At 61.7% G+C, this 25254-nt stretch carries 24 protein-coding genes; 11 read left to right on the forward strand and 13 right to left on the reverse strand.

Annotated elements, in window-relative coordinates:
* Positions 1-86: 86 nt before the first annotated feature.
* On the forward strand, positions 87-770 hold the full coding sequence (locus FKB36_RS06725; RefSeq protein ID WP_261597284.1) for a hypothetical protein: 684 nt from the start codon (positions 87-89) through the stop codon (positions 768-770).
* Here the strand turns inward: FKB36_RS06725 and bcp are convergent.
* Positions 754-1233 carry a thioredoxin-dependent thiol peroxidase gene (bcp, locus tag FKB36_RS06730; RefSeq protein WP_261597285.1) on the reverse strand — a complete coding sequence of 160 codons (480 nt, stop codon included), beginning with the start codon at positions 1231-1233 and terminating at the stop codon, positions 754-756. The genes FKB36_RS06725 and bcp overlap by 17 nt on opposite strands.
* 246 nt (positions 1234-1479) lie before the next feature.
* On the opposite strand from bcp, the gene FKB36_RS06735 reads away from it, so the two are divergent.
* Complete coding sequence (locus FKB36_RS06735; protein WP_261597286.1) at positions 1480-1641, forward strand: hypothetical protein; 162 nt, start codon at positions 1480-1482, stop codon at positions 1639-1641.
* 135 nt (positions 1642-1776) lie between these two features.
* Here the strand turns inward: FKB36_RS06735 and FKB36_RS06740 are convergent, their stop codons facing one another.
* Positions 1777-4227 carry a PD-(D/E)XK nuclease family protein gene (locus FKB36_RS06740; protein WP_261597287.1) on the reverse strand — a complete coding sequence of 817 codons (2451 nt, stop codon included), beginning with the start codon at positions 4225-4227 and terminating at the stop codon, positions 1777-1779.
* A 507-nt stretch (positions 4228-4734) separates the two neighbouring features.
* A complete protein-coding gene (locus FKB36_RS06745) occupies positions 4735-5691 on the reverse strand; it encodes a nucleoside recognition protein (RefSeq protein WP_261597288.1) in 957 nt (318 codons plus the stop codon).
* Positions 5692-6037: 346 nt separating this feature from the next.
* On the opposite strand from FKB36_RS06745, the gene FKB36_RS06750 reads away from it, so the two are divergent.
* From FKB36_RS06750 to FKB36_RS06765, 4 genes are all read left to right on the forward strand, one after another.
* Complete coding sequence (locus FKB36_RS06750; RefSeq protein ID WP_261597289.1) at positions 6038-6796, forward strand: ATP-binding protein; 759 nt, start codon at positions 6038-6040, stop codon at positions 6794-6796.
* Positions 6797-6844: 48 nt separating this feature from the next.
* Positions 6845-7426 (forward strand): flavin reductase family protein, encoded by a 582-nt coding sequence (locus FKB36_RS06755; protein ID WP_261597290.1) that lies wholly within the window; start codon positions 6845-6847, stop codon positions 7424-7426.
* A gap of 54 nt (positions 7427-7480) precedes the next feature.
* A complete protein-coding gene (locus FKB36_RS06760) occupies positions 7481-8323 on the forward strand; it encodes a class I SAM-dependent methyltransferase (RefSeq protein ID WP_261597291.1) in 843 nt (280 codons plus the stop codon).
* 521 nt (positions 8324-8844) lie between these two features.
* Complete coding sequence (locus FKB36_RS06765; RefSeq protein WP_261597292.1) at positions 8845-10740, forward strand: heavy metal translocating P-type ATPase; 1896 nt, start codon at positions 8845-8847, stop codon at positions 10738-10740.
* Between the two features lie 138 nt (positions 10741-10878).
* Here the strand turns inward: FKB36_RS06765 and tsaA are convergent, their stop codons facing one another.
* The 5 genes from tsaA to FKB36_RS06790 all read right to left on the reverse strand — a co-directional run bounded on the left by tsaA (position 10879) and on the right by FKB36_RS06790 (position 14302).
* On the reverse strand, positions 10879-11283 hold the full coding sequence (gene tsaA / locus FKB36_RS06770) for a tRNA (N6-threonylcarbamoyladenosine(37)-N6)-methyltransferase TrmO (protein WP_261597293.1): 405 nt from the start codon (positions 11281-11283) through the stop codon (positions 10879-10881).
* Between the two features lie 2 nt (positions 11284-11285).
* Positions 11286-12218: a metal ABC transporter substrate-binding protein gene (locus FKB36_RS06775; RefSeq protein WP_261597295.1), complete on the reverse strand. Its 933-nt coding sequence runs from the start codon at positions 12216-12218 to the stop codon at positions 11286-11288.
* A gap of 67 nt (positions 12219-12285) precedes the next feature.
* Positions 12286-13116 carry a metal ABC transporter permease gene (locus FKB36_RS06780; protein ID WP_261597296.1) on the reverse strand — a complete coding sequence of 277 codons (831 nt, stop codon included), beginning with the start codon at positions 13114-13116 and terminating at the stop codon, positions 12286-12288.
* A complete protein-coding gene (locus tag FKB36_RS06785) occupies positions 13109-13858 on the reverse strand; it encodes a metal ABC transporter ATP-binding protein (RefSeq protein ID WP_261597297.1) in 750 nt (249 codons plus the stop codon). Before FKB36_RS06785 ends, FKB36_RS06780 begins: the two co-directional genes overlap by 8 nt.
* A gap of 6 nt (positions 13859-13864) precedes the next feature.
* Positions 13865-14302 (reverse strand): formylmethanofuran dehydrogenase subunit E family protein, encoded by a 438-nt coding sequence (locus FKB36_RS06790; protein ID WP_261597298.1) that lies wholly within the window; start codon positions 14300-14302, stop codon positions 13865-13867.
* 131 nt (positions 14303-14433) lie between these two features.
* Between FKB36_RS06790 and FKB36_RS06795 the strand changes: the two genes are divergently transcribed.
* Complete coding sequence (locus tag FKB36_RS06795) at positions 14434-15171, forward strand: class I SAM-dependent methyltransferase (RefSeq protein ID WP_261597299.1); 738 nt, start codon at positions 14434-14436, stop codon at positions 15169-15171.
* Between the two features lie 660 nt (positions 15172-15831).
* Positions 15832-16428, forward strand: coding sequence for an HD domain-containing protein (locus tag FKB36_RS06800; RefSeq protein WP_261597300.1), 597 nt, complete (start codon positions 15832-15834; stop codon positions 16426-16428).
* A 35-nt stretch (positions 16429-16463) separates the two neighbouring features.
* Here FKB36_RS06800 and sugE read toward each other — a convergent pair whose 3' ends face one another.
* A complete protein-coding gene (gene sugE / locus FKB36_RS06805; RefSeq protein ID WP_261597301.1) occupies positions 16464-16793 on the reverse strand; it encodes a quaternary ammonium compound efflux SMR transporter SugE in 330 nt (109 codons plus the stop codon).
* Positions 16794-16918: 125 nt separating this feature from the next.
* On the opposite strand from sugE, the gene FKB36_RS06810 reads away from it, so the two are divergent.
* Positions 16919-17146, forward strand: a complete 228-nt coding sequence (locus FKB36_RS06810) for a ferredoxin (RefSeq protein ID WP_261597302.1) — start codon at positions 16919-16921, stop codon at positions 17144-17146.
* Positions 17147-17579: 433 nt separating this feature from the next.
* Here FKB36_RS06810 and FKB36_RS06815 read toward each other — a convergent pair whose 3' ends face one another.
* The 3 genes from FKB36_RS06815 to hxlB are packed head-to-tail and all read right to left on the reverse strand — an operon-like array spanning position 17580 to position 20339.
* Complete coding sequence (locus tag FKB36_RS06815; RefSeq protein ID WP_261597303.1) at positions 17580-18617, reverse strand: M42 family metallopeptidase; 1038 nt, start codon at positions 18615-18617, stop codon at positions 17580-17582.
* 7 nt (positions 18618-18624) lie between these two features.
* Complete coding sequence (locus FKB36_RS06820; RefSeq protein WP_261597304.1) at positions 18625-19731, reverse strand: pyridoxal phosphate-dependent aminotransferase; 1107 nt, start codon at positions 19729-19731, stop codon at positions 18625-18627.
* A gap of 8 nt (positions 19732-19739) precedes the next feature.
* Positions 19740-20339: a 6-phospho-3-hexuloisomerase gene (hxlB, locus tag FKB36_RS06825; RefSeq protein ID WP_261597305.1), complete on the reverse strand. Its 600-nt coding sequence runs from the start codon at positions 20337-20339 to the stop codon at positions 19740-19742.
* A gap of 541 nt (positions 20340-20880) precedes the next feature.
* On the opposite strand from hxlB, the gene FKB36_RS06830 reads away from it, so the two are divergent.
* Positions 20881-23499, forward strand: a complete 2619-nt coding sequence (locus FKB36_RS06830) for an ATP-dependent helicase (RefSeq protein ID WP_261597306.1) — start codon at positions 20881-20883, stop codon at positions 23497-23499.
* On the forward strand, positions 23496-24212 hold the full coding sequence (locus tag FKB36_RS06835) for a metallophosphoesterase (RefSeq protein ID WP_261597307.1): 717 nt from the start codon (positions 23496-23498) through the stop codon (positions 24210-24212). Before FKB36_RS06830 ends, FKB36_RS06835 begins: the two co-directional genes overlap by 4 nt.
* Positions 24213-24566: 354 nt before the next feature.
* Here FKB36_RS06835 and FKB36_RS06840 read toward each other — a convergent pair whose 3' ends face one another.
* Positions 24567-25166, reverse strand: coding sequence for a DUF2179 domain-containing protein (locus tag FKB36_RS06840; protein ID WP_261597308.1), 600 nt, complete (start codon positions 25164-25166; stop codon positions 24567-24569).
* Positions 25167-25254 lie beyond the last annotated feature (88 nt).

The following is a 25254-nucleotide window of genomic DNA, read 5'->3' on the forward strand; positions in this document are numbered from 1 at the left end:
CCGAGATCTCGAACCGATCCTGCAGTACCCGGAGTGATCGGCACCCCACCGGATCGCTCTTTACCCCACGGAACCATATCCAGATCATGCCCGACGACCACGAGATCATCGGGGCAGCCATCCGAAAGGCCCATGAACTCGGGGCGGACGTAGCAGGCGCCGTGGCGGCAAAAGAACTCATCAACTGTCCCTCGGCGGTCGCGGAAAAACGTCCGGGATCAGAGGAAGACCGGGGGACCTACATCGTCCTCGGCCTCCACCACGACCCCGGGCACCCCGAACTCGACCTCTGGGAGGCGGGCCGGGGGACGCCCGGCGACCGGATCCTCGGGAAGATCGGCAAAGGCCTCGCCCGCTGGCTGCAGAAAGAGTACGGAACCAGCGCCCGCCTCATCCCCTACCGGATCGGTGACGGCGGGATCTACCTCAAAGATGCGGCCTCTCTGGCAGGGATCGGACGGATGGGGAGGAACAACCTCGTCCTCGTCCCGGGCTACGGGCCGAGAGTCCGGTTCCGGGCGGTCTGGGCCGACCTGAACTGCCCGGATGCGGGTCTCGCAGGAGAAGAAGACCCCTGCGCCGGCTGCGAGGGGGCCTGCACCCGCGTCTGCCCGATGGACGCCTTCCCCACCGGGAGGTACAGCCGGGACCGGTGCATGGCGCGGATGGACGCCGACAAGACCGCAGGGAGAGGCCGGATCGACCACTGCCGCGCCTGCGAACTCGCCTGCCCCGAACGGGGAGGACGACCCGTCAGACTCCGATGGTGAGGCTTTCAAGTTTCTTCAGGACCTCGTCCACGTGCCCCTTCACCTTCACCTTCCGCCAGACGGCAGCAACCTTCCCTTCGGGGTCGACGATGAAGGTGCTCCGCTCGACCCCCATGTACTCCTTCCCGTAGAGTTTCTTCGCGACCCAGGCGCCGTAGGCCTCGATCGCCCGGTGGTCGGGGTCCGAGAGGAGACGGACGGATAGGTTCTGTTTCTCGGCGAACCGCCTGTGACTCTTCGTCGAGTCCGGGCTGATCCCGAAGACCGGGGTGTTCAGGCGGGAGAACGCTTCCATCGCATCGGAGAATGACCGGGCCTCGAGGATGCAGCCCGATGTGTTGTCCCTCGGGTAAAAGTAGACGACCACATAGGCGCCCCGCTGCTCCGCGAGGCAGACCGTCTCGTCGTCCGCGTCCGGGAGGCAGAAGTCGGGTGCCGGCATGCCCGTCGAGATTTCACTCATGACGGAGGCTGGCACCGGTGAGGATAAAAGCGTGCCGGAATGGCCGTGCGGCACGATTTCAGCAGTGAGTAGAGTTCAGATCATAGAAACCCCGGGTATTTCTGGCCCCCGAACAGAGAGGGAGTCTGGCGAACACCCGGGACGCCGCTGCACGACGGGGAACCTTTTTGCCCGACGGGGATCATTCCCCGGTAAGGCCAGCAGTATGCCCGGGCATCAGGTCCGGCCATATCGAGGGATACCGCGATGAAGGTGCTTGTCCGAACCCTGGACGGGGTAAAAGAGGTCAGGGAAGTCGATTCCGACTGGGTTATCCCGGGCGACGTTCTGGACGACGGCTCGGTCATCCTCGAACTCTGGGATGAACTCTCGGACGACGACTACCTGGCGATAGGTCTCTACGACTGAGCGGCAGGCTGCGGAGAACCGGAAGGCCATAGATAGGGGTGTCTGTGGTGCGGCTCGCTCAGGTCGCGAGGCCTCGCCCCCCCCGTGCAATCGGACAAGGGCGGAGCCGCCCCATATCACTGCAACCCTTCGCCGTCAGAGACTCTCCTCTTCAATCCCCCTGACCGCCCGCCCGATCTCGGCGAAGACCCGCTCCTCGTCCATCTCAATCTCCGCCCAGCGGTCGGCATCGATGAAGTAGAGGTAGGGCGTGACCGGACTCCCGAGGACCTGGGCGGCAGCATGACGGTAGATCGTCATCTGGGCCGCATAATTCCCGGCGTCCCTCGGCGTCCCGGTCTTGTAGACGATGAGCATCCAGGTGCCGTTCAGCCGTTGCACCAACCGGTCGATGACCCCCTTGAACACGATCCCCTTCACCCGCACCAGAAACGGCACCTCGCGGTGGTCGCGGACGATCCCCAGCATCAGGGGGGAGGAGAGGAACCGGGTATAGAGTTCCCGGTACTCCGGGGCCCGGGTGGGGTCCAGCCCGTGCCGCCGCAGTACCGCGGCAGGATCGCGGCCGCGGAAGACCTCGCGGACGGCGAGATCCCGGGTCATCGCATCCTTGGCAGCGAGACCCGGCAGCCGGGACTCGGCCGGGCCGCGGAGGTACGCCTCGATCTCGCTCACCGAGTAGACACGCCCCCTCTCTCCGTTCGGGGGAATGCCCGGCAGGGCGGTCGCCGCGGGGATATCGTCCGGCAGCGGGGGAGAGGGCGGGGGGGTCTCCTGCGTGTCGGCGGGGTTCGCCGCGGGATCGAGTGCGCGCAGGATCCGGAGCGTTTCAAGGACGGACTCACCCTGTGCGATGGATGTGCCAGTCCGCCGGGCGGTCGCGAGCCCGGAGTCCGGGCTATCGCCGTTCCCCCATGTCTTCGGGGAGAATGCTTCACGAACGGCGTCCACGAACCCGGAGCGCTCCATCGGCGTTGCGCCGTCAGCCGCGGGGTAACTCAGGTAGACCCTGGAGTGCGCGGAGAGCAGGGCGGCGGTGAAGTAATACCGCTCTTCCCGGAGGATATCCTCTCTCGACCGTGCCCCGGGAGAGCGCGTCCCGGCATCGGTGGCAAACAGGGACGAGGTGGTCGTTCTCGGCATCGTCCCTTCGACAAGATTGCCGATAAAGAGATAGGGGACGGAGAGGTGTGCAACCTCCCGGACGTCAACCACCTGGACGCCGTCGCCGTTTTGCCGATGACCCGTCCGGGTTCCGGCGGCAAGTTGCGCGAGAAGAGAGGAGAACTCCTTAACGGGCATCTTCTCTCCCGGTAACAGCCGGGCGAGGCGTTCGAACGACGCGAGAAGATCGAAGAACTCCCCGAGAACCCGTGCTCTCTCCTCGTGGAGATCGGGATCGCCCTCCTCCTGCATCGCCGGGGCCTGCCACCGCTCGAGGAGCAAGCGGTAGGCGGCAATATGTTCGGCAATTGTCTTCGTCCCATCGAGTCTCGAGAGATCGGTGAAGAGCGTCCTGACGAACGGGGATGCAGAGAGCGATTGGCCGTCGGATGCGCTGTACGGGACCCCAAAGTCAGGGAAGACCTCCTCCACATAGGGAAGCACCGATGCTACGTCGGGAAACGCGACCGCGATCTCGCCCGGCCGCGCGCCGGTGGCGAGCAGGTCGCGGATCTCCTGCGCGATCGCCTGGACCTCGTCGAGACGGTCACGCCGTTCTGCGAGGTGAACGCAGCCTCCGCAGCCAGCAGGCTCAGACCGGGAGAAGAGGGTGGCGAGGCGTGAGCGGCGGGTGTCCGGGGCATCCCCGGAGATGACCGTACCCGGGAGCAACCACTCACCATCATCGACAAAGACCGTGGGATCTCTGGCGTGAGGGATCGAGTAATGAAACTCCTCCGCAGATTCCCGCAGGGTAAAAAGCAGGTCGCGTTCGAGCGGCATCGGCTCGAAGAGGCCGTAGACGAAGACCGTCCGGGGGGGTCGGAGGTAATGACTGCCGGCTACCCGCGGCATCGGTTCGAAGATGCCATAGATATAGACTGTCCGGAACAAACCCGTGTCGGAGAGCATCCGGACCACCCGGGCAAAGAGCGTGCTCTCGTCGACGAGGTCATGCTCGTCGATGAACCGGCGGTAGGCATCGAAGAGGCGGGTGATCTCGACACCTCTGGCGGTCGCGAGACCGTCGAGAGCGGCCGGGTAATCGACCTTCCGCATGAGGATGGCTTCAAAGAGGGTCGCGAGTTCGTCGACCGCCCCGGTGCCGGAAAGAAGCGGGTACCTGCCGGTGTCGAGGAGGCGGGCGAGGATGAGCCGGGACTCGGCTCTGGAGATCAGCGTCTCCGATGTCGCATAATCGAGAAAGACCTTCCGGGCGAACCCGGAGAGGGTCGTGACCGTGTCGGCGACGACCGGGGCACCCTCTTCCCTGAGGCGGCGAACGATATCCCGGGCAAGATGAGAGGTCGGGACGATGAAGACGGTGCCGAACGGGTCGCGAGCGGCGGCTTTCCGGAACTCCGCGATGAATGCATCGAGACCCTCTCCGGGCAACTGGCGGTACAGGATGGCGGGGGACATCCGGTTTTCTCACCTGAAGTGATGTTGGAGTGGAAGAGAGATGAGTGTTGTTATTTGGGTCCGAGGAGGAGACGGGGATCGCATGGTTTACGTGCAGGCGTAGAGGCGCAATGGATGCTCATGTATCAGAATTTCTGCCGATGCCATCGAGCCGTTACTGCCGGGTCTGCCCGGGGGTGGCCTGCGACCGCCTTTGACGGCGCATCGAGCGGCGGGAACCCAATCCCGCTCCTTGAGACGCGGGCGCCCCTCTTCCCGAACCCGAGGAACCCCGATTTCGTCCGGCTACAGGTCAACTGCCGGTAGGGACTCCCGGAGGAGGACTTCCTGTACTACATCGCCACCGACCACGCAGGGATGGGGGCAGCGGAGCGATCCCCGCGCGTCGCCGAGGCTGCACCCGGCAGGAGCCCTACGTGCAGGCGATCGTCGAGCTGCTCGGCGGGGAGGATATACCGGAGATATGGGCGATACAGGGCCGGTAAGTAGGGTGCGAACACCGCACCCTCATCCCCAGCCCAGGCCGTACGCCAGCACCGCGACCAGCATCACCATGATCCCGTTCCGGAGTCCCGTCGAGACGAGCATGATCTCGGCCCCGGTCCGCACCCCGAAGATCGCGATGTACGAAGACCCGAGCCACCGGATACTCCGCGTCACGCTGGTGAGGACGTTCCCCACAAGGAGCGTGAGGATGATCTGCTGCCAGGTCATATCCCCGGTGGCGAGCAGGGTGGAGGCGACGCTCGCACCCGCGACGAAACTGCCGAACTGAGCCGCGATGATGGCGAAGCCTTCCGGGGGCACGGGGAAGACCCCTCCTGCGCCCTGCATCCACCCGGCGAGCAGGTCGAAGGTGCCCGCGTTGATGAGGAAAGCGACGATGACGATGGTGGGGATGGTGATCGAGAGCAGGCGCTTGAGGATCTTTATTGAGGATGCCCATGCCGTCTCGAGCGCCTCCCGGAGCGTGACAGCCGGCTCCTCCTCGGGGATGACCGGCGTGCATGCCGTCGGGGTGAGGACTGCCCGACCGTAGAGCATGATGACCACGGTCTTTACGAGGCCGACGAGCATCAGCAGGCCAAAGTAGATGAGGCCGGGGATGCCGAGGAGCGGGATGTAGACCGGGAGGAGGTAGCGCCAGTGCATCACGACCGTCGGAAACGAGTTCATTGTCGCCGCGATGATCAGTTCCTTGCGGTTGATGATCTCCTTTGTATGGTAGTCCAGCAGCATGGCGTTCGCGGCTGGCGGAGAGACGAAGGCCATGAGAAAACTCGTCCCGCACTCCTCCCGGAGGCGGGCGAACGTGGTGAGGGGGCGGGAGAAGACTGCAATCTTCCCGGCGACATTCAGGGCGACGAGCATCTCGGCGAGGAAGACCCCGGCGATCATCATCGGGACCATCTCGCCGAGCAGGCTGGCAGCGAGCGTCACTGTCTGGATGATACTGTCGTACATGCCTCTCCCGGGGCATCGGCGTCCTGGAAGCTGCCGCACCCTGCGATATGAAGGAGATTCGCTTAATATCTAATAAATAATTGGTTTTATGTAAAAAAATCCCAATAAATATGATATAACTCAATATTGGTAGCATTCAGGACTCGGCACACCGTTTGCCCCTCCAGCACAACGACTCGTTTCATAGTTGTGAATTGGATTAGTGTTATATATGAGTGAATTATTTTTACTAAAGAATATCAAAAATATATTTTTTTGCACCTAGTATTACTAATATATACAATAGTATCACTAAAATACCAATGCCCGTACACTGGAATGGGCAAACAAAGGAAGCGGAGATAAAATGAAGATCGCTATCTGTGGAAAAGGGGGCAGCGGAAAGAGCACTCTCACTGCCCTGCTCGCACGTGAGTATGCACGGCGGAACCACCCCGTGCTGGTCGTCGATACCGATGAATCGAACCTCGGACTGCATCGTCTGCTCGGGACGGACGCACCGTCCGATCTGATGGGATACTTTGGGGGCAAGAAGGTCGTGGGAACGAAGCTCATGGCGGCGATGCGGGACAACGCATCCGTCAACGTGATCGAGGGGACATGGACACTTGATAGCCTTCCTGAGGACTATGTCGCCGAAGATCATGGCGTTCGACTCATCGCCATCGGCAAGATCCACGACGCAGGAGAGGGGTGTGCATGCCCGATGGGAATGCTTGCCAGGCAGTTTCTTGGAAGCCTCCACCTCGGTGACAACGATGTCGTCATCGCAGACACCGAGGCAGGGATCGAGCATTTCGGCCGTGGAATCGATCAGGAGGCCGACGTGATCCTCATGGTGCTCGACCCCTCGTTCGAGTCGCTACGGCTCGCGGAGAAGATTACGGGAATGGCGGAGGGGATCGGTGTCCCGCTCTACTACGTGCTGAACAAGGCAGATCCGGCCATGGCTGCCCGGGTGCGAGAAGGAGTTGCGGACCCGTCCCGGATCGTCTGTGAAATCCCGCAGGAACCCGGCATCCTTGAAGCAGGTCTCGGCGGGCAGGCTTTGACGGATGGGCATCAGGCCATCGGCACACTGGTCGAAGTGCTGGAAAGGCGGTAAACGCCATACAGCATAATGCTGAGATCAAATGCAACGGGTGTAAGAATCATGCAACTATCACCGCACAAACGCGAAAACGTCCTGCCGCTCCCCGTGGTGCTCATCTCGACGGTCTCGAAGACCGGGACCCGCAATGCCGCACCGTGGGGGAATATCACGCCGATCCTTCGGCCTCTCGACGAGGTCGTCCTTGCCTCATGGCTACGGCGCGACACCCTCGACAACATCAGGGAAACCGGCGAGTTCGTCGTCAACGTACCGCCGGCCGCGATGGTCGAAGAGGTGATGGTCTGCGCCCGGAACTACCCGCCCGAAGTCGACGAGTTCGAGGAAGCAGGGCTCACCCCCCGCCCCTCGGTCGTCGTCGCACCACCGGGCATCGAGGGGTCAGTCGCATGGATGGAGTGCCGGCTCGTCGAGGAGATCACGAGGGAGAAGTATGCACTCGTCATCGGCAAAGTCGTTTATCTCGAAGTGAACGACCGGTATGCCACCGGCGAGGGCAACATGGACTTCGGCGCCGCCCGACCGCTCTGTATGGTCTGCGGAAACGACGGAATCCGGTTCACCTATCCCGTCGATGCAGGACGGTTTGCGCTGTACTCCGAGATGTTTGTCAGGAAGCCCTGAATGTCCCCTGTGAGCCGATGAAAGCGATGATCCAGGAATACCAGGAGGAGAAGTATGGAAACCCGCTCAATTGACTGGAACTGCATATGGAGAGAACAGCGGAGACGACACCACGAAGCGAACCGAGACTCAGCAGATGCGAGTTTCTGGGACGCAAAAGGCGCGGCCCGCAGGTTTTATCGGGCGGCACAGGAGAATAACGGAGAGCGGATCGAAAAGACCCTCCGGGACCTGCCCCTGACGGACACGTCACGGGTGCTCGACGTCGGGGCGGGGCCGGGAGCCCTTGCCATCCCCATAGCAAGGCGGGTCAGCCACGTTACGGCGGTCGAACCCTCGGAGGGGATGCGATCGGTGTTCGATGAGGAGATAGCAGCGGAAGGGATCGGCAACATCGATGTGGTGCCGAAACGGTGGGAGGACGTCAGTGTAGCAGACGATCTCAGCCCGCCGTACGATGTCGTATTCGCGTCCTACTCCCTTGACGTCCCCGATATCGTGGACACCGTCAGGAAACTCGAGGAGGCATCCTCCCGGTATGTTTACATCTACTGGTTTGCCGGGGAGACGTCATGGGACGCGATGTCGCGGGAGCTCTGGCCTCTCCTCCACGGCTCGTCGTTCGCCTCCTCACCCAAATGCGATATCCTCTACAACGTCCTGTACTCAATGGGTATCTATCCGAATATCAAGACGTTCCCCCTCCGACAGATCAACCGGTTTGTCGACATCGACGAGGCGGTCGACCACTTCGCGTCGAAGTGCTTCGCCGTGACGGAGGAGCAGAAAGAGGTGCTCAGGCAGTACCTGGAACGGTATGTCGGACCAGAAGGGGTTATCGTCGTGCCCGGGGATTCGACCCGGGTGAAGGTCTGGTGGGAGAAGGCGGATTCGTAGCCAGGCCGCGAAAAAGACCATCATGCCGACCTGTGGCGACTGCGGCTTCCAGACTAAGAAGGCCGCGACCGAAGGGAATGCAGCATCAACGCCCCGTTCCCGCCGACCGGGCCGCAGGCGGTGTCTTTCCCGGATGTTTCGGCCACGCGGATGATGCCGTAGGGTTCGAAGGCCTTACTCGATCGAACGGCATGCCCGTATCTGCCAGGAGCGGATGCTTTTTGTGCGGCACTGCGGCACGATCGCCCGGCGTCGCGCCTGCGATTGAAGCGTGACTGCCGGGCAGCAGAGAGCCGGGGCTCCGGTGATGCAGTTCCCGGTAGATGAACCACTCTGCTTCCGGAGTTATGAAAATTAAGGTTGATAAATAAGATTAAGTATGATATCGATTAAAAGATGTAATACCTGAAGGGCGTGTTGCAGGCGGACTCTTTTGTCCATTCTGCCCAACAGAATCCCTTTTCCGGTATTTTATGTACGGTGATTCAAGAATGGATGTGACTCACGATTCTTCTGGACCATTGATTGCTGCCTCCCGATCTCTTCTCCGGGACTATAGAGAATTCCTGCTCGCTCCAGGCACAATCTTCACGCTTGTCAGCGGCATCCTCCTCGGGGTTGCCGTCCTGTACCAGGCTTCCGGTCTCGTTACCGGTACCGCCCCGGAAGCCTATGGAGATTGGATATACCTTGCAGCTGCTCTGGTGGGGTCGTCATTCATCTGGTACAGCGCCATCCAGGGAATCCGCGAAGGAGATTTCACCGCCGACATCCCGGTCTCCCTTGCCACAGCAGCAGCAATCGCGATCGGTGAGTACTCCGCCGCTGCCGTTGTCGCCGTGCTCCTTCTCTTTGGCGGACTCCTTGAGGATCTTGTCGCCACCCGTGCCGACCGGGCGCTTGACGCGCTGGCCCGGCTGCTGCCCGACCGGGTGACCGTCCGGCGCAACGGCGAAGACCTTTCTCTCTCTCCTGACGATCTGGTTATCGGCGATCTTCTGATCGTACGTTCCGGGGAGCGGATCGCTGTCGACGGGGAGATCCTGTTTGGAGAGGCTGCCGTCAACCAGTCGGCGATAACCGGGGAGAGCGTACCGGTGGAGAAGCAGAAAGGGGATACCGTCTTCGCCGGTACCCTCAACGAGAACGGAGCGATCGAGGTCCGTGCGACCCGGGTCGGGACCGAGACAACGCTCGGCCAGATCCGCAGGCTCGTTGCGGACGCCCAGGAAGAGAAAGCGCCCGTCGAGCGTGTGCTCGACCGCTATGCAAAACTGTATACGCCGGCAGCCATCATCCTGGGGGTGGGGCTATGGTGGTGGAGCGGAAACGTCCTGCAGGCGATCACCATGCTCATCGTCTTCTGCCCGTGCGTGATCGTCCTCGCGACACCGACGGCGCTCGTCGCCTCGATCGGGAATGCTGCGCTCAGGGGCAGTCTTGTGAAGAAGGGGGCAGCCGTGGAGACACTGGCGCAGGTCGATACCGTGATCTTCGATAAGACCGGGACGCTCACGCTCGGGGAACTGCAGCTCGTCGATGCGGTTCCCTTCGACGACGTACTCAAAACCAGCCTGATAGGGTATGCCGCATCCGCCGAGAAGTTCAGCGAACATCCGGTAGGCAGGGCGGTCGTACGGGCTGCTGAAGAGCAGGAGATCGGGGTCATGGACCCCGAATCCTGCGAACTCCTGACGGGCCTCGGCGTGAAGGCCCGAACCGGCGGGCACACGGTCCTGCTCGGGCGCCCAAAACTCTTCTCCAGGATGGGAATCACCCTGCCCGGGACCGTTCTCCGGGAGATCGATGCCAGAACCCGCGAGGGAAAGAGTGTCATCGTCGTGATGATCGACGATGTGGTCAGCGGTCTCCTGATCTTTGAGGACACGCTCCGGGAGCATGCACAGGAGACCGTTGCCGCCCTCAACACGGCGGGCATCAGGACGGTCATCGTAACGGGCGACAACCGGGAGACAGCCGCCAGGATCGCAGAAATGACCGGGATATCCGAGACTCACGCCGAGATGATGCCGGAAGAAAAGGTCGGGATCGTGAAGCGGTTTCAGGAAGCAGGACACCGGGTGGCATTTGTCGGCGATGGGGTGAACGACGGCCCGGCGCTGGCGACCGCGGATGTGGGTGTCGCCATGGGCAACGCCGGCACGGACGTCGCTATCGAGACCGCGGATGTGGTGCTCTTATCGGACGACCTCCTCAAACTCCCGCACCTCATCGGCACCTCACAGAAAGCCCTCCGGACCATCCGGCAGAACCTTGTCTTCGCCGTTGCCGTTCTTCTCGTTGCCGTCTGTCTTACCGTCTTCAACATTCTCACACCGGTGACGGGAGCGCTCCTGCACGAACTCTCTTCGATCCCGGTGATTGCTAACTCGGCACGGCTGATCGGGGTGAAGTAAGATCCCGTCAATTTTTCAGGCCGCCCCGGGGTATCGGGCGGCCTTCTGCTGACGAAACGCATCCGATGGGATACCTGCAAAAAAACGTTGCACTGCTCTCTTAATGCGCAGGCGGCCGGAGATCCCGGCCGCGCCCGATCACTCCGGGCAGTCGATCTCCCGCGAGTAGGGTTTGATATCGAGAACCGGCGTCCCGTCGAGAGCTTCCAGCCCCCGGACCCGGATCGTGTTGCCCGTTATGTCGACGACGTCGACGAGCGAGAGGCTGACCGGGTTCGGCCGGTTTGGAGAGCGGGTTGCAAAGACGCCGTGTTCCACCGGGTTGTGCGGGGGCGTCGTGCGGAGCACACTCCGGTCGGCCCGGTCGAACCAGCAGAGCACGAAGAGGTGCTTCTTCTCCTCGACCCTGAACAGGCCGGGAAGATATTGCTCGTCGATGACGATCTCCGCTTCGGTCTCGGTCAGCCTGCCCTGACGCGGGGCATCTTCCTTCTTCAGGTACGGCGAGGAGACATAGCCGATGGGATTCAGGTCGACGTTCATCCTTACCGCCTGCGGAGCAACAGGGCGCCGCCTCCCAGGATAGCCGCAACTGAGAGCACCGCGGGGAGCGGAGCAGCGGTCGCTGCCGGTACAGTCTCCTCCGCCACCGCAGCCTGTGCCGGAGTGACCAGGCCCTTGTTGTAGCGGATGACATCGGAAAGCGAGTCGACGCCCGGGAGCGACTTGGGGAAGTTGGTGAAGATGACCCGCTCTACAGGCACCCCGTTGTCGCGAAGCGCCTCCTCGAGGCCCTTTGCCAGCTCGCCCGACTGCATGTTCTCGATGATATACTGCACATTCTGGTATTTCGCGGGGTTGGCGTAGATGTCATCGACAACCTTCTGCGGGGTGAACTTGCCGCCCTGGTAGAACTCCGGCGCGTAGAGGGATACCATGTCCAGCCCGAGCCACCCGACCGCGGCATCCTGCTGCCAGACCATCACCACGGCATCCTGGCCGGGAATTACCTCCCGTTCTTCCACAGAGAGGTCTGCAGCATCGATATCAGCGAGGTACTCGCTCAACCGCGTCTCGTAGTAGGTCTGGTTTGCCGGGTCGGCGGCGATCAGCCATCCCGCCACCTCACGGGCGAGGTCTTGTGCCCCCGACGGAGTGTTCCAGGTCATGGAGGGATTCTCCAGGGTCACCCACGACACCGTGCCGTAGTTGTTCGCGGCCATGAAGTCGGTGACGTACGGCATCACGTAGGACTGGTCGACCGACCCGTTGTGGGCGATGAAGAGGTCGGCATCGCGGATGAATTCCTTCTGCATCTGGATGCGGTTCGGGATGATGTCTGCCTGCATGTGGGGGCAGATGGTCGGATCGGCGATGTAGATGACCTCGACCTTCTCACCGCCGATGTACTGGGCGGGGTCCCAGAGGACGGTGGTCGTGGAGACGACGCTGAGGGCATGCGCACCTGGTGCTACCAAACCCAAAATGAGTAGGAAAAAGATGATACGAAATAGTTTCATATTGAGAATGGTTGCGACAACCACCTTAAGTTTTTCGAAACGTGACGCGCCGCCTGGGTGAGAGGATCACCGCAACGATGAAGACGACGGAGAAGATGATGGCGGTCAGGGGGGCGACCGGGAGGGAGTATTCCAGGCCGATGAGGGCTCCGGATACGCTGACAACTGCGGCGACGGCCGGGGCGACCACAAACATCGAGGAGAGCCGGTTGCAGAACTGGAGCGCGATAGCTGCCGGGATGACCAGCCAGACGTAGAGAAGGAGGCCCCCGATGATCGGGAGGCAGAGGGAAACGGTGAGCGCGATCATAAAGAGCATCGCGTAGTAGACCGGTTTCACCCGGATCCCGACCGACTCCGCAATCCGCTTGTTGAATATGATCGCAGTGATCTCCTTGTAGAGGACCAGGACAAAGGCAACTGCCACGATGCAGATGACGACGAGGAGGTAGATCTCCTCGCGGTAGAGGGAGATGACATCCCCGAAGAGGAGGCCCATGGTGGAGAACCCCCGTCCAAGGGTCTGCATGTAGGCGATGAAGAAGATGGCTACGGCCATGCAGATGCCGAAGAGCAGCCCGAGCGACGTATCGGGAGACAGCCGCGCCTTATCGGAGAGCGGGCCGATGAGGAAGGCGACGCCGATCCCGGCCACGATGGAACAGACGGTCGGGTTGAGGGAGAGGAACATCCCCACCGCTGCGCCGGCAAAGGCGGCATGAGCCATGGTGAACCCAATGGAGGAGATCTGGACCTGGGTGATGATGACGCTCAAGATGGCGCAGGCGATGGAGGCAAAGAGCATCGCCTCCACGGCATGGCAGACGATGTTGTTCTGGATGAGGAACTCAAGCATGGAGCGCCTCTCTTCCGGCGTTCCGGACGACCTGTTCGACCTCTCCGGGGGAGCACTCCCGGTTGACAACGATCGTCCCCTCCTGCATCACCACGACCCGCACCGCCCTCTCGGGCAGGTCGTCGAAGGCGTGGGAGACGATCAGCACCGTCACCCCATCCCCGACCAGACCGGCGAGGAGGCGATTGATCTCCTCGCGGGCAAACATGTCCAGGTTGGAGAAGGGTTCGTCCAGGAGGAGGACCTCGGGGTTGCGGGCCAGGTTCTGGGCCATGAGCACCTTCTGCTGCTGCCCGCCGGAGAGCTTCCCGATGGGGCGGGCGGCGAGGTCCTCGATACCGAGCAGGGAGAGGGCACCCTGCACCGCTTCGTAGTCCTCCTTTTTGGGTTTCCGGAAGAGCCCGATCGTCCCGAAGCGCCCCATCAGGACAACCTCTTCGACCGTGAACGGGGTGAGCGGATCGAAGGCGAAGCTCTGGAGGAGGTAGCCGACCCGGCACCGGACCTGCACCCCGTTCTTCCGCACGTCCTGCCCGCATACGGTAGCCATCCCGTGGGTGATGGGGAGCATCCCGTTGATCGTCTCAAGCAGCGTGGTCTTTCCGGCGCCGTTCGGCCCGCCGATCACCACGAACTCGCCCTTCTCTATCGCGAGAGAGACGTCCGTCAGGGTAGGGCGGTCCGCCCCTTCGTAGGCGGTGTACACGCTTTCAAGCCGGATGATGGGGTCGGGCGGGGTCATGGCTCTTCAGGAGAGGTCGAAGAGTTCGTCGTCGCGCCGGTAGTACATCTCCTCGGCCACAGCCTCTATTGCGGCCTCGTAGTCCATATCCTTCCTCGGAAGGGGGAACGGGCGCGGCGTTATGGCGATCGTTCTCCCGTCCGCCTTAAAGACGCAACTGACGGTCTCCGAGGGGATGATCTCGATGTTCCGCTTCCCCAGCGTGCACCCGCTCCCGAGCTGGACCCCGTCTGCCAGGCAGGACTGGGGTGGGACCCCGGCGCAACGGACCTCGGCCTTCATCCGGAACGGGTCGTCGCAGAAGTTGCTCCGCACGTACTTCCCGATCCTGTACCCGAGGACGATGTAAGGACCCAGATGGCCGTGGAAGGCGGCAAGATCGGCGATGGAGAAGTCGTTTTCGATATTATAGTATTTGCAGTGGGAATGGGTCTCTGCATCCATGGAGTATCGTCTGTAGAGATAATATTTAATAATTGTTTATTCAGATTACGTATGAAATAATACCATTATTTGCCATTTATTGAGGAGTTTTTCAATGGAACATCAGAATAGATCATATTGGAGGGCCAAGGATGACCGAACCAGACCCTGATCACGGAGTCATGGAGGCGGAGGAGTACGACCGTCTCATCAGGGCCATCGTCCCGAGCCAACCCCTCCTCCTTGCCACCATCATCGATTACATGCCTTCCCATCCGCGGCGGATTCTCGAACTGGGCTGCGGGACGGGGATCCTCACCACGATGGTCCGGGAGGAGTGTCCCGATGCGGAGGTGATCGGGATAGACCTCTCCCCGGAGATGCTGAGGATGGCGGCGGCAAAGCCGGGACTCGGAGGGGTCCGGTTTCTTGCGCAGGACCTGCGGGATGCATGGCCGGAAGGTCGCTACGATGCGATCGTCACCTCGCTCTGTCTCCACCACGTCTCAAGAGAGGATCGGGCTCAGGTCGTCCGCCGGGCGTTACGAGCGCTTTCTCCGGGAGGCCGGTTCATCTGCGGGGACATCTACCGCGCCGGGGACGACTGGGAGGAGGAACTACAGAGAGAGATCTGGTGCCGGGGCATGAAGCGGAGAGGAGCTTCCGACGACGTCGTCCGGGGAATGGTCGCGCAACGCGAGGCGAATATGCCCGCATTCACCACCGTTTCAGAGTTCCGCGATATGCTGGTGGAGTCGGGGTTCGACCGTGCGGTTGCACCGTTCACCTCGGGCTCCGTGGGTCTGGTGGTGGGGTTTGCGGGAGAATGTCTCGAAGAGTTGATGAGAAAGAATACCGGTTCTCTCGAAGGAAATGTCTGCCGTCCATAATGGAATAGGTATCGCATCTCAGCCATCCATACGTACCCATGGGAGGGCAACGATACCGCCTTGAAGCTCACCCCCCGAACACCGTGATTATCACCTATTCCACCTGGATCATCGGCTTGGACGGGTAGCCCCGCGTATCATAGGTGGAGACCCCTGTACGTTAATCGGCACTGGTCCGGGGGTGCGGTTCTTGTCTTCACTACCGATAGTATACCGTCCAATGGTGCCATAGAAGGGAGAAAAAAGAAGGTTATTGAAAGGAAGAACGTGCAGTGGAACACCAGTAGCTGGACATGGAATGAGGCGATACGATTTCCATTATCCGGAATACATCTTGAGGGGTGATACCCTCGCACACATGTATTACGTAATTTAATAAAAATGTTACTAAGTACACTTTATTTTTAGATTTTTAATAAATGCGCAGAGGATGACCGCGCTTATCCTGACTATGCTCAGAGCGTTGGTCTTCATCGGGCTCTCTGCGTATCTGCTCTCTGTTTGCCAGTCCCTTCAGCCTCGAGGAAGCGGAGAAATGGTGGGATCGTCACGGGACATATCAGGAGAGCGTGGCTGTGATACACCCGGCCGGACAAATCAGCGCACATATCTGCACCCGCCAGAGGATAGTATTCAGTCCTTGCACAACATAGATCTCTCATGAACGAAGAGATCGCCGCAATGCTCGACCACGTCCGGGCAGCACTCCCGGCATCAGGGGCGCATGGATTCGACCACACCCTCCGGGTCGTCCGCCTCTGTGAGAGACTCGGCGCCCGCGAAGGCGCGGATATGGCGGTCCTCATCCCGGCAGCCACCTTCCACGACATCACCCGGCCGCTTGAGGAGGAGACGGGCATCCCCCACGAAGAAGAGGGGGCACGGATGGCAGCGGCGTATCTTGAGTCCATCCGCTATCCGGCAGACCTTGTCCCGGGCATCGTCCACGCCATCCGTGCGCACCGCTACTCCTCAGGCATCGCTCCCGAGACCCTTGAAGCCCGGGTGCTCTCCGACGCGGACAACCTGGACGCGATGGGTGCGGTCGGGATCGTGAGGACATTCATGCAGGCCGGGGAGCAAGGGCACGGCATCGAGGATGCAACCCGCCACTTCTATGACAAACTGCTCAACCTCAAAGACCGTATGTACACGGAGAGCGCCCGGGAGAGCGCCCGGGAGAGGCATGCGTTCCTCGTCGCGTTTCTCGATGCACTGGACGGCGAGACAGGCGCCAGAATCCCCCCGGATGCGTGATCGAAGAGGATATCCCGGCGCGCGGGCCATGCCTCTCACGCATCCGAACAGACCTTCAGCCCGATGATCCCCGCTACGATCAGGAAGATGCAGAGGAGGCGGAGAATGCTCCTTGACTCACCGAAGAAGACGATCCCGGCGATGACCGTCCCGACCGCCCCGATGCCCGTCCAGACAGCATACGCCGTCCCAATCGGGAGGGTGGTGAGCGACCGCGAGAGGAGGTAAAAACTCCCGGCCATCAGGATGATGGTCGCCACCGACGGCCCAACCTTCGTGAACCCTTCGGTATACTTGAGGCCGATCGCCCAGCCGGTCTCCAGGAGCCCGGCAAAGAACAGAGTAATCCAGGCCGTATTCTGCATGATTCCTCTCTAATTTGGCCAGGAGAACGATATACTTTCTCCACCCCGAAATCATACGGGCCATCCGCTTCCGTCACGTTTAACAGGGAAGAGTGCCTTCCGGAGATCCAGAGGAGGTATGGAGTGTGGTGAAAGTTACCATCGACAGAGCGGGATGCATCAGCTGCGAGTCGTGCTGGACGCTCTGTCCGGACGTCTTCGAACAGGATCCGGCCGATGACCTGAGCTCGGTCACGGAACAGTACCGGGTCGGCGGCAACACCGCAGAGGGGGAGGTCCCCGACGGCCTCGCCGACTGCGCCGTAGAAGCCGCCGATTCGTGTCCGGTCACGGTCATCTTCGTCGAGGAATGAGGCGATCCGGACGCTTGCGCGTGTACCGGCGCCGGGCAATTGTTATTCTCATGGCCGAACAAGAACTATAACCTTCGAGGTCCATGGGGAGTTTGCCAGGGAGAGGGATCAAATCAGAGGGTGCATCACCATGATGCAGCAAGTTCACAGGCCAAGGCGGTTAAGGCCTGCGAACACAAAAAAGCTGCACACATGGGCCGAAACGCACCCCGGACACGATCCCGCCTCCCGGGCACACCGATTCTTCAGACTCACCGGCATGGTTCTGCCACATCGGCGAGCGTTCCCACCCCGTCGTTACCTCCACGGCGATTGTCCCACTGTCCGTTACAACGTGATACTTCCGTATTCCGATTGCGCTGTTGCTGACAGGGGAGGCGGCGGTACGGTCTCCAACAGAAGGGGCTCTCCGGAGCAAAAATAGAGGGTTGTATCAGAGCGCAGGTTTGCTCTTCAACGCCTCGACGAGGAGCCGGACCCCCGCCTCGATATCGGCGGTATCGACCACCTCGACCGGGGAGTGGATATAGCGAGCCGGGATCGAGAACGGGATGCTCGGGATGCCGCCCCGCTCCAGGTGGATGATCGTCGCGTCGGTGTTGCCGCCGGTTCCGACCTCGAGCTGGCAGGGGATCTCGTTCTTCTCCGCGGTCTCCCGGAGCCACGCGGTCATCCTCGGGTCGGCCATCAGCCCGCGCCCGCTCGCGCTGACGATCACGAGGACCGGCCCCTTGCCCATCTCGACGCTCGCGTCTTTCTTCTCGATCCCGGGGTGATCGCCGGGGATGGTGACATCGGTCGCGATAGCGCAGTCGGGGTCCAAGGAATAGGCGCTCACCTTCGCGCCCTTGAGCCCCAGCTCCTCCTGGACGGTGAAGACGGCGTAGAGCGTATGAGGCGACTTCGCCTGCTGCAGCGCCCGGATGAGCATCGCGACGCCGACCCGGTTATCGAGCGCTTTGCCCGTGACACGGGTGCCGGCGAGTTCCGTGTACTCGCGGTCGATGGTGATCGCCGTGCCGATCTCGATCCCGAGGTTCTTCACCTCCTCCTCGCTCGTCGCGCCCACGTCGACGAACATATTCTCGATCTTGATCTCCTTCTTGCGCTCGTCCTCCTTCATCACGTGCGGGGGCTTTGCGCCGAGAACGCCCGTGACCGGGCCGTTCTTCCCGTGTAGAACCACCCGCTGACAGTAGAGCACCGGTCCGAACCATCCCCCGATGGGGACGACCCGGATGAACCCCTTCTCATCGATGTACTGCACCATCAGGCCGATCTCGTCCATGTGGGCGGCGAGCATGATCGAGAAGTCGTCGCCGCGCTTGACGGCGATCAGGTTCCCCATCGTGTCCTCGCGGATCTCGTCAACGACACCCGCAAGTTCCGCCCGGATGATCTCCCTGATGTTTCCTTCATCGCTCGAGACGCCGTGGGCGTCCGAGAGTCTCCTGAGTAACTCTTTCACCATTTTTCTCTCACTCCATCAGTTTTCCGAGACGCTCGACCGCACGGGAGAGGTTCCCCGGGGAGGTCGCGTAGCTGAAGCGCGCGTACTCGGGGGCCCTCGAGCCGAACGCCGAACCCGGCACGATGATGACGCCCGCATCAATGGCCTTCTCGATAAGGTTTCGCCCCATCGGGACGAACATGTAGAACGCGCCCTCCGGCCGGGGGAAATCGAACCCGAGATCGGTGAGGCCGTCGTAGAGGAGGTCGCGCCGGGCGCGGTATTCACTCCGCATCCGCGTGACCGGCTCCTGGTCGCCGGTGTAGGCGGCGACCGCCGCATACTGCGATATCGAGGTCGCGCACGCCTGGGCGTACTGGTGCACCTTGAGGAACTCCGGGATATAGTCCTCGGGCGCTGCAAGGTAGCCGACCCGCCACCCGGTCATGGCGTAGGTCTTGCTCGCGGCGTTGACGGTGATGACGTCGTCGCCGAACCGGGCCGCGCTGAAGTGTTCTTTCTCGTAGACGAAGTGCTCGTAGACCTCGTCGGAGACGACCGTGACCTTACGATCGTTTGCGTACTCGACGAGGGCGCGGATCGACTCCTCGCTCTCAACGGCGCCTGTCGGATTTCCCGGGGTGTTCAGGACGAAGATCCGTGCACCGTCCATCTGCTCCTTCGCCCGCTCGACGTCGATGTGCAGGGTTGCATCGAGCCCGACACCTTCGGGCTTTCCGCCGGCAATGGTCGCGAGCGCGGCGTAGGAAACAAAACCCGGGTCGGTGAAGAGGACGCGGTCGCCCGGGTCGACGAGCGCCTCCATCACGAGGTGGAGCGCCTCGCTTCCTCCCGCCGTGACCAGGATCTGCTCCGGCCGGCAGGCAAGGCTGTTCTCGCGCGCGAGTTTCTCGCAGATAGCCTCCCGGAGTTCAATGATCCCGGCGTTCGGGGTGTAACCGGTTCTCCCCTCCCGGATGGCGGCGATCGCGGCCATCTTGATGTGGTCGGGCGTATCGAAGTCCGGCTGCCCGATGCCGAGGTTGATCGCGTCCGGCCCTCCGGCTTCGAAGAGCTTGCGGATGCCCGACATCTCCACCGACCGGACCCGGTCGGCATACCTGTGTTCGCTCATGATTCCCCTCACTCGATGTTCGCGTGGCGGCACTGGAGGTCTTCGGGCCGGCACTGGGTGATCTCCATCAGCCGCGATATGATCGCGTCCGCAAAGACCATCGCGGTCGTCTCGAAGATGGTGCCGAGCGGCGCGAACGACTTGTGCTCGCCCATCATCTGCCGGATCTCGAACTCCGCAGACTCGTCGGCCACCTTGTCCCGCTGGCTCTCGATGATGACGATGCAGTCGGCGATGCGCCCGATCCGCGAGTCTTTCTTCGAGGTGATGAGGCAGATCCTCCCGCCGATCTCCTTTGCAGTCTCCGAGATATCCGCAACCGTCTTGGTCGCGCCGGATCCGGAGAAGACGATAATGACGTCTCCCGGTTTCATGGCCGGGGTCACGGTCTCCCCGACGACGAATGCGGAGAGCCCGAGGTGCATCAGGCGCATGGCAAACGATTTCGCTACAAGCCCGGAGCGCCCGGCGCCCATGGTATAGATGCGGTTTGCATTCAGGATCTCGGTGAGGAGCGTATCGATCTCTTCGTCGGACATCACATCCGCGATCGTCCGGATCTTGGTCGCCATCAACCGCATCATGTTCTTAACCGGGTGATTTGTCATCGTAATTCCACTGTTAGGTTTCACGAGAACCTACATTAGAATATCCCAGACGCCCGGGGAGGGGGCAGCTATCCTCTTCCTCCCGGGGTAGCGGGGCCGGCGCGGGAGAGGAGGCAAGTATTGCCTGAAATGGCGGCAGTAAACTCCATCCTGCAGAGAAAGGGTCGGGGTAATGCATCCGATTGCCCCGGAGGTTCCAATGCCGCTGAAACAGACTAAAAACCTGATTTAAGCGCAATAAACCCGCATGATATCATCCGCCCGCCCCGAAAGATCGCTTCCCAAGATGCAAAAGACTATTGTTTATGGTTGCAAAATACATACAAAATTCGGCACGGCACTTCGGCCGCAACTGAAGGATTACAGCTGCCAAAAACTAGTTCTGCAGCATGATACCACGAATCCGATGCCCCAAAGCATCGATGCAGGTAAATTCTCCAGGATTAGGGGCAAATTCAGGGATTACGCGGACCTGCCGCGCCCCGCATCCATATGCGGGAGGGCGCACGGCGGGACTCAAGGGACGACAAGAGGTAACAGGATGGAGAAGCGGCCGGAAAAGCATTCGAACGAGGAGATCCTCGATCTCCTCGACGAGAACGTACGGGAATGGTGCATACAAGAACTGGACGGGCGGTTCACCCCGCCGCAGCGGATGGCGGTCCCGCTCATCCACGAGAGAAAGAACGTCCTCATCTGCTCGCCGACCGGGTCTGGAAAGACCCTCTCTGCGTTCCTCGCGATCATCGACGACATCTTCGTCCGGGCGCGGGCAGGCGAACTCGAAGACAGCGTCTACTGCCTCTACATCTCGCCGCTCAAGTCGCTTGCAAACGACATCCATAAGAACCTCAGCCTGCCGCTCGACGGGATCGCTCGGGTCGCCAGCGAGCGCGGGATCGACCACACTCCGCTCCGCCATGCCATCCGGCACGGGGACGTCTCGCGGGCGGATAAGGCGAAGATGGCACGAAAACCCCCGCACATCCTCAACATAACCCCCGAGACGCTCGCGATCCTCTTGAACTCCCCGAAGTTCCGTGAGAGCCTCCGGACGGTCAGGTGGGTCGTCGTCGACGAGATCCACTCCCTTGCGGGCTCGAAGCGCGGCGTCCACCTCTCGGTGAGCCTTGAACGGCTCGAAGAACTGGTGAAGGAGACGGGAGGCGGCTTTACGCGGATAGGCTGCTCGGCGACGATCGAACCCCTCGCCGAGGTCGGCCAATTCCTGGTCGGCGCCGGACGCGACGTGGAGATCGTCGACACCCGGTTCGCCCGGGAGTTCGACCTGAAACTCCTCTGCCCGGTTTCCGACCTGATCGACACCACCCCCGAAGACCTCGCGCGGCACCTCTACTCGACGATCCACCGTCTCGTCCAGGGACACAGCAATACGCTCGTCTTCACGAACACCCGGAACGGTGCCGAACGGATCCTCCACAACCTCCGCGTCCGTTATCCTGAGTGGTATACGGAGGAGAACACGGGATGCCATCACGGCTCGATGGGGACGGAGGGGAGGCTCTCCGTCGAGGAGCGGCTCAAGTCCGGGAGGGTGAAGGTGGTGACGACCTCGACGTCGCTCGAACTCGGGGTCGACATGCCCCACGTCGACCTCGTCCTCCAGGTAGGGTCCCCGAAGTCCGTCGCGGCGCTCCTCCAGCGGGTCGGGCGGGCCGGCCACCGTCTCGGCGAGGTGGTGAAAGGGCGGATCGTCGTCCTCGACCGCGACGAACTCGTGGAGTGTGCGGTGATGCTCCGGGAGGGGCAGAACGGGTTTGTGGATAGGATCCATATCCCGGAGAACTGCCTCGATGTTCTCGCGCAGCACGTCTTCGGGATAGCACTTGAGGGCGAAGCGCAGATCGACCGGATGCTCGACGTGATCCGCCGGTCGTACTGCTACCGGGACCTCGAGGAGGAAGACCTGATGAGCGTCGTCCGCTACCTCGCCGGAGAGTACGCGGGGCTCGAGGAGCGACGGATCTACGCGAAGATCTGGCACGACGAGGAGACCGGAACCGTGCGAAAACGGGGGAGAAACGCCCGGATGATCTACTTCCTCAACTCCGGGACGATCCCGGACGAGTTCTCCTGCGACGTCCTCACCCGTGACGGGGTCTTTGCCGGCAACCTGGACGAGAAGTATCTGGAACGGATGAACAAGGGCGACGTCTTCGTCCTCGGCGGTCGGCGCTACCGGTTCGCCTACCGCCGGGGCGGAAAACTCTATGTCGACCCGACGACCGACCGGCCGACGATCCCGAGCTGGTTCTCGGAGAAACTCCCGCTCTCGTTCGACCTCGGGCTGCACGTCCTCCGGTTCAAGGAGATGATGCTCCGAGCGCTGGAGACGGCGGGAACGGAAGAGGTCGTCGAGACTCTCCTCGCCGATTATCCCATCGACGAGAACAGCGCCCGGAGCATCTGCGCGATCTTCGAGCAGCAGGTGCTCTATATGGGCGACAAAGCCGTCCCCACGCCCGGGAGGATCGTCATCGAGGAGCAGGTCGACCGGGAAAACCAGCGCAGGCTCTACTACTTCATGACCAACTACGGGCTGCGGTTCAATGACGGGTTCTCCCGGATCGTCGCCTTCATGATCGCCCGGGACGTGACGACGAACGTCTCGGTCGGGATCAGCGACACCGGGTTTCTGGTCTCGATCCCGCTCGAGAAGCAGGTCGATCCCGCACGCATCCTCCGGGGCATCCGGGCCGACGAGTGTAGCGAGATCCTCACAGAGGCCGTCGGGGACACCCAGCTCATAAAACGGGTCTTTCGGATCAACGCAGCCCGGTCGTTCATGATCCTCCGTAACTACATGGGGAGGCGGAGGAGCGCCAGGCGCCAGCAGGTGAGCGCCGACATGCTGATCTCGTTTGCAAAACGCCTCCCGGGTTTCGCCGTGATGCGGGAGACCTACCGGGAGGTGATCGAGGACCGGTTCGAGGCGGAGAACATACGGCGGATCGTCGACGGGATCGGCGCGGGCGATATCGAGGTCGTCATGACCCGCGCCGCGTCCCCGAGCCCGCTCGCGTTCGGGATCGCGACGCTCGGCGTCTCCGACGCGGTCTACGCGCAGGACAAACTCTCGATGCTCCGCGAGTTCCAGCGCCGGGTGATGAGCAGCATCGAAGGCGGGGCGGCGGCATGAACGTGGTCACGGAGGCCGATCTCCTCTCGCGGTTCGGCTTTTATGAAGGCGCGCTCTTTGTCCGGGAGCAGTCCCTCTGCGTCGTCTCCGACGTCCACATCGGGCTTTCCGAGGCGCTCTACCGGCAGGGGCTCCACTTTCCTCTCCACGAGGAGGAGACGCTCCTCGAGCGGTTCGAGGCGATTCTGGAGCGGTTCGCTCCGCAGGTCTTCGTCCTTGACGGGGACATCTTCCATGCCTTTGACCGGGTGAGCCGGGGCGTGAAGGAGACGCTCTCGACGGTCCTTGCGACGCTCCGGGCGGAGTGCGAGGTCGTCCTCGTCCGGGGATCGCACGACGTCATGCTCCCCGCTATCATGGGAGGGACAGTCGAGCGCTACGATCGCGGCGGCTACACGGTGGTGCACGGGGATCAGGCGGTCGACGACCACGGGACGCTCATCATCGGGCACGACCACCCGGCGATCGAGATCGACCTTGCCCGGTTCCCCTGCTTCCTCTACGGCCGGGGCGTGGCCCACGGGAAGGACCTCCTCGTAATGCCGGCGTTCAACCCACTCTCCCCCGGCGTCGTGGTGAACTACGCAAGGAGCCGGGACTTCCTCTCCCCCATCCTCCGCCGCGTGGATGCGGGCAGCCTCCAGCCCGTGGTGGAGGTCGACGGCGAAGTGGTCGTCCTCCCGCCGCTCGCGGGCATCCGGCGGTTTGCATAAGATTACGCCGCCGGGACCGGGACACTCATTCAAAACGTATCGAGTTTTCATGCGAAGGACGACGGCCCTCTGGGCAGGAGTTCGAGCACCGTCAGGTGCGAAGAACGCGAAGTTCGGCATAATTATCTGTAACTCCCCTTCGCGGCTTCGCGTCTTTCGCGTGAGGCCGTATTGTTGCCCATCCCGGTTATCTTACGCGAAGCCGCGAAGGGCGACTTCACCGCAGGGTGCGACGGAGACAGCCTGCATCTCCAGATTTGACGGCTTCGCGTGAGACATCAGTGTCCCCTCATGGACAGTGGGAAAACAGGGGTGTGAAACAGTCCTGTAGCACCCCGATAACCTACAAAAGGCTTACTTCCCCCTCCGGATGACCCTTCCGAAGGAGAATGGTGTCGGGCCCGGCACGGTTGCCGGAAACGTCCCTTCCGCCGCCCGCCGGATGTCCTCGATCGAGTAGAAGGCCTTCGGGTTGAACTCATGGATGGCGTCCTCCACGTCGCGCATGTTTTTGCGCTTGACCACCGAGAAGATGACCTTGCCCGGGCCCACCTTCCCCTGGGCGTCGAGGACGGTCACCCCGTAGCCTGCCGCACGGAGGTAGTCGATGAGGTTCGTCGCATCGCGCTGGGTGATGATCCGGATGAGCGCGAGCCCCATCGCCAGCCGCTCCTCGACAAGCATCCCGATGTAGTTCCCGGTGGCAAACCCGGCCGCGTAGGCGAAGTAGTTGAGAGGGTTCGTGAGGTTCTGAAAGATCTGGCCGACGGCGATGATCCAGATGAAGACTTCGACGAACCCCAGGATGGGGGCGATCAGTTTCATCCCGCGGGAGACGAAGATGATCCGCATCGTCCCGATGGTGACGTCACAGATACGTGCGAGGAAGATGAAGACCGGGACGACGACCAGGGAGAAGAACTCCGGGTCGATACCTGGGACGGCACCGAGCATGGATTATGGTTGACGAGCGGGTGATATATTATTATCCATATTCAAATATATGCCGGACACAGAAAGTCTCATAAAACCAATATCTGGA

The organism is Methanoculleus formosensis (assembly GCF_025384765.1).
GTDB lineage: Archaea > Halobacteriota > Methanomicrobia > Methanomicrobiales > Methanoculleaceae > Methanoculleus > Methanoculleus formosensis.

Bases quoted from the DNA above. Each gene is read 5' to 3' on its own strand.
- FKB36_RS06740 (WP_261597287.1), bottom strand. From the start codon at position 4,227: ATGTCCCCCGCCATCCTGTACCGCCAGTTGCCCGGAGAGGGTCTCGAT.
- FKB36_RS06750 (WP_261597289.1), top strand. From the start codon at position 6,038: ATGAAGATCGCTATCTGTGGAAAAGGGGGCAGCGGAAAGAGCACTCTC.
- hxlB (WP_261597305.1), bottom strand. From the start codon at position 20,339: ATGACAAATCACCCGGTTAAGAACATGATGCGGTTGATGGCGACCAAG.
- FKB36_RS06815 (WP_261597303.1), bottom strand. From the start codon at position 18,617: ATGGTGAAAGAGTTACTCAGGAGACTCTCGGACGCCCACGGCGTCTCG.
- FKB36_RS06760 (WP_261597291.1), top strand. From the start codon at position 7,481: ATGGAAACCCGCTCAATTGACTGGAACTGCATATGGAGAGAACAGCGG.
- FKB36_RS06745 (WP_261597288.1), bottom strand. From the start codon at position 5,691: ATGTACGACAGTATCATCCAGACAGTGACGCTCGCTGCCAGCCTGCTC.
- FKB36_RS06820 (WP_261597304.1), bottom strand. From the start codon at position 19,731: ATGAGCGAACACAGGTATGCCGACCGGGTCCGGTCGGTGGAGATGTCG.
- FKB36_RS06835 (WP_261597307.1), top strand. From the start codon at position 23,496: ATGAACGTGGTCACGGAGGCCGATCTCCTCTCGCGGTTCGGCTTTTAT.
- FKB36_RS06780 (WP_261597296.1), bottom strand. From the start codon at position 13,116: ATGCTTGAGTTCCTCATCCAGAACAACATCGTCTGCCATGCCGTGGAG.
- FKB36_RS06725 (WP_261597284.1), top strand. From the start codon at position 87: ATGCCCGACGACCACGAGATCATCGGGGCAGCCATCCGAAAGGCCCAT.
- FKB36_RS06795 (WP_261597299.1), top strand. From the start codon at position 14,434: ATGACCGAACCAGACCCTGATCACGGAGTCATGGAGGCGGAGGAGTAC.
- FKB36_RS06800 (WP_261597300.1), top strand. From the start codon at position 15,832: ATGAACGAAGAGATCGCCGCAATGCTCGACCACGTCCGGGCAGCACTC.
- FKB36_RS06785 (WP_261597297.1), bottom strand. From the start codon at position 13,858: ATGACCCCGCCCGACCCCATCATCCGGCTTGAAAGCGTGTACACCGCC.
- FKB36_RS06840 (WP_261597308.1), bottom strand. From the start codon at position 25,166: ATGCTCGGTGCCGTCCCAGGTATCGACCCGGAGTTCTTCTCCCTGGTC.
- FKB36_RS06790 (WP_261597298.1), bottom strand. From the start codon at position 14,302: ATGGATGCAGAGACCCATTCCCACTGCAAATACTATAATATCGAAAAC.
- bcp (WP_261597285.1), bottom strand. From the start codon at position 1,233: ATGAGTGAAATCTCGACGGGCATGCCGGCACCCGACTTCTGCCTCCCG.
- tsaA (WP_261597293.1), bottom strand. From the start codon at position 11,283: ATGAACGTCGACCTGAATCCCATCGGCTATGTCTCCTCGCCGTACCTG.
- FKB36_RS06830 (WP_261597306.1), top strand. From the start codon at position 20,881: ATGGAGAAGCGGCCGGAAAAGCATTCGAACGAGGAGATCCTCGATCTC.
- FKB36_RS06735 (WP_261597286.1), top strand. From the start codon at position 1,480: ATGAAGGTGCTTGTCCGAACCCTGGACGGGGTAAAAGAGGTCAGGGAA.
- sugE (WP_261597301.1), bottom strand. From the start codon at position 16,793: ATGCAGAATACGGCCTGGATTACTCTGTTCTTTGCCGGGCTCCTGGAG.
- FKB36_RS06755 (WP_261597290.1), top strand. From the start codon at position 6,845: ATGCAACTATCACCGCACAAACGCGAAAACGTCCTGCCGCTCCCCGTG.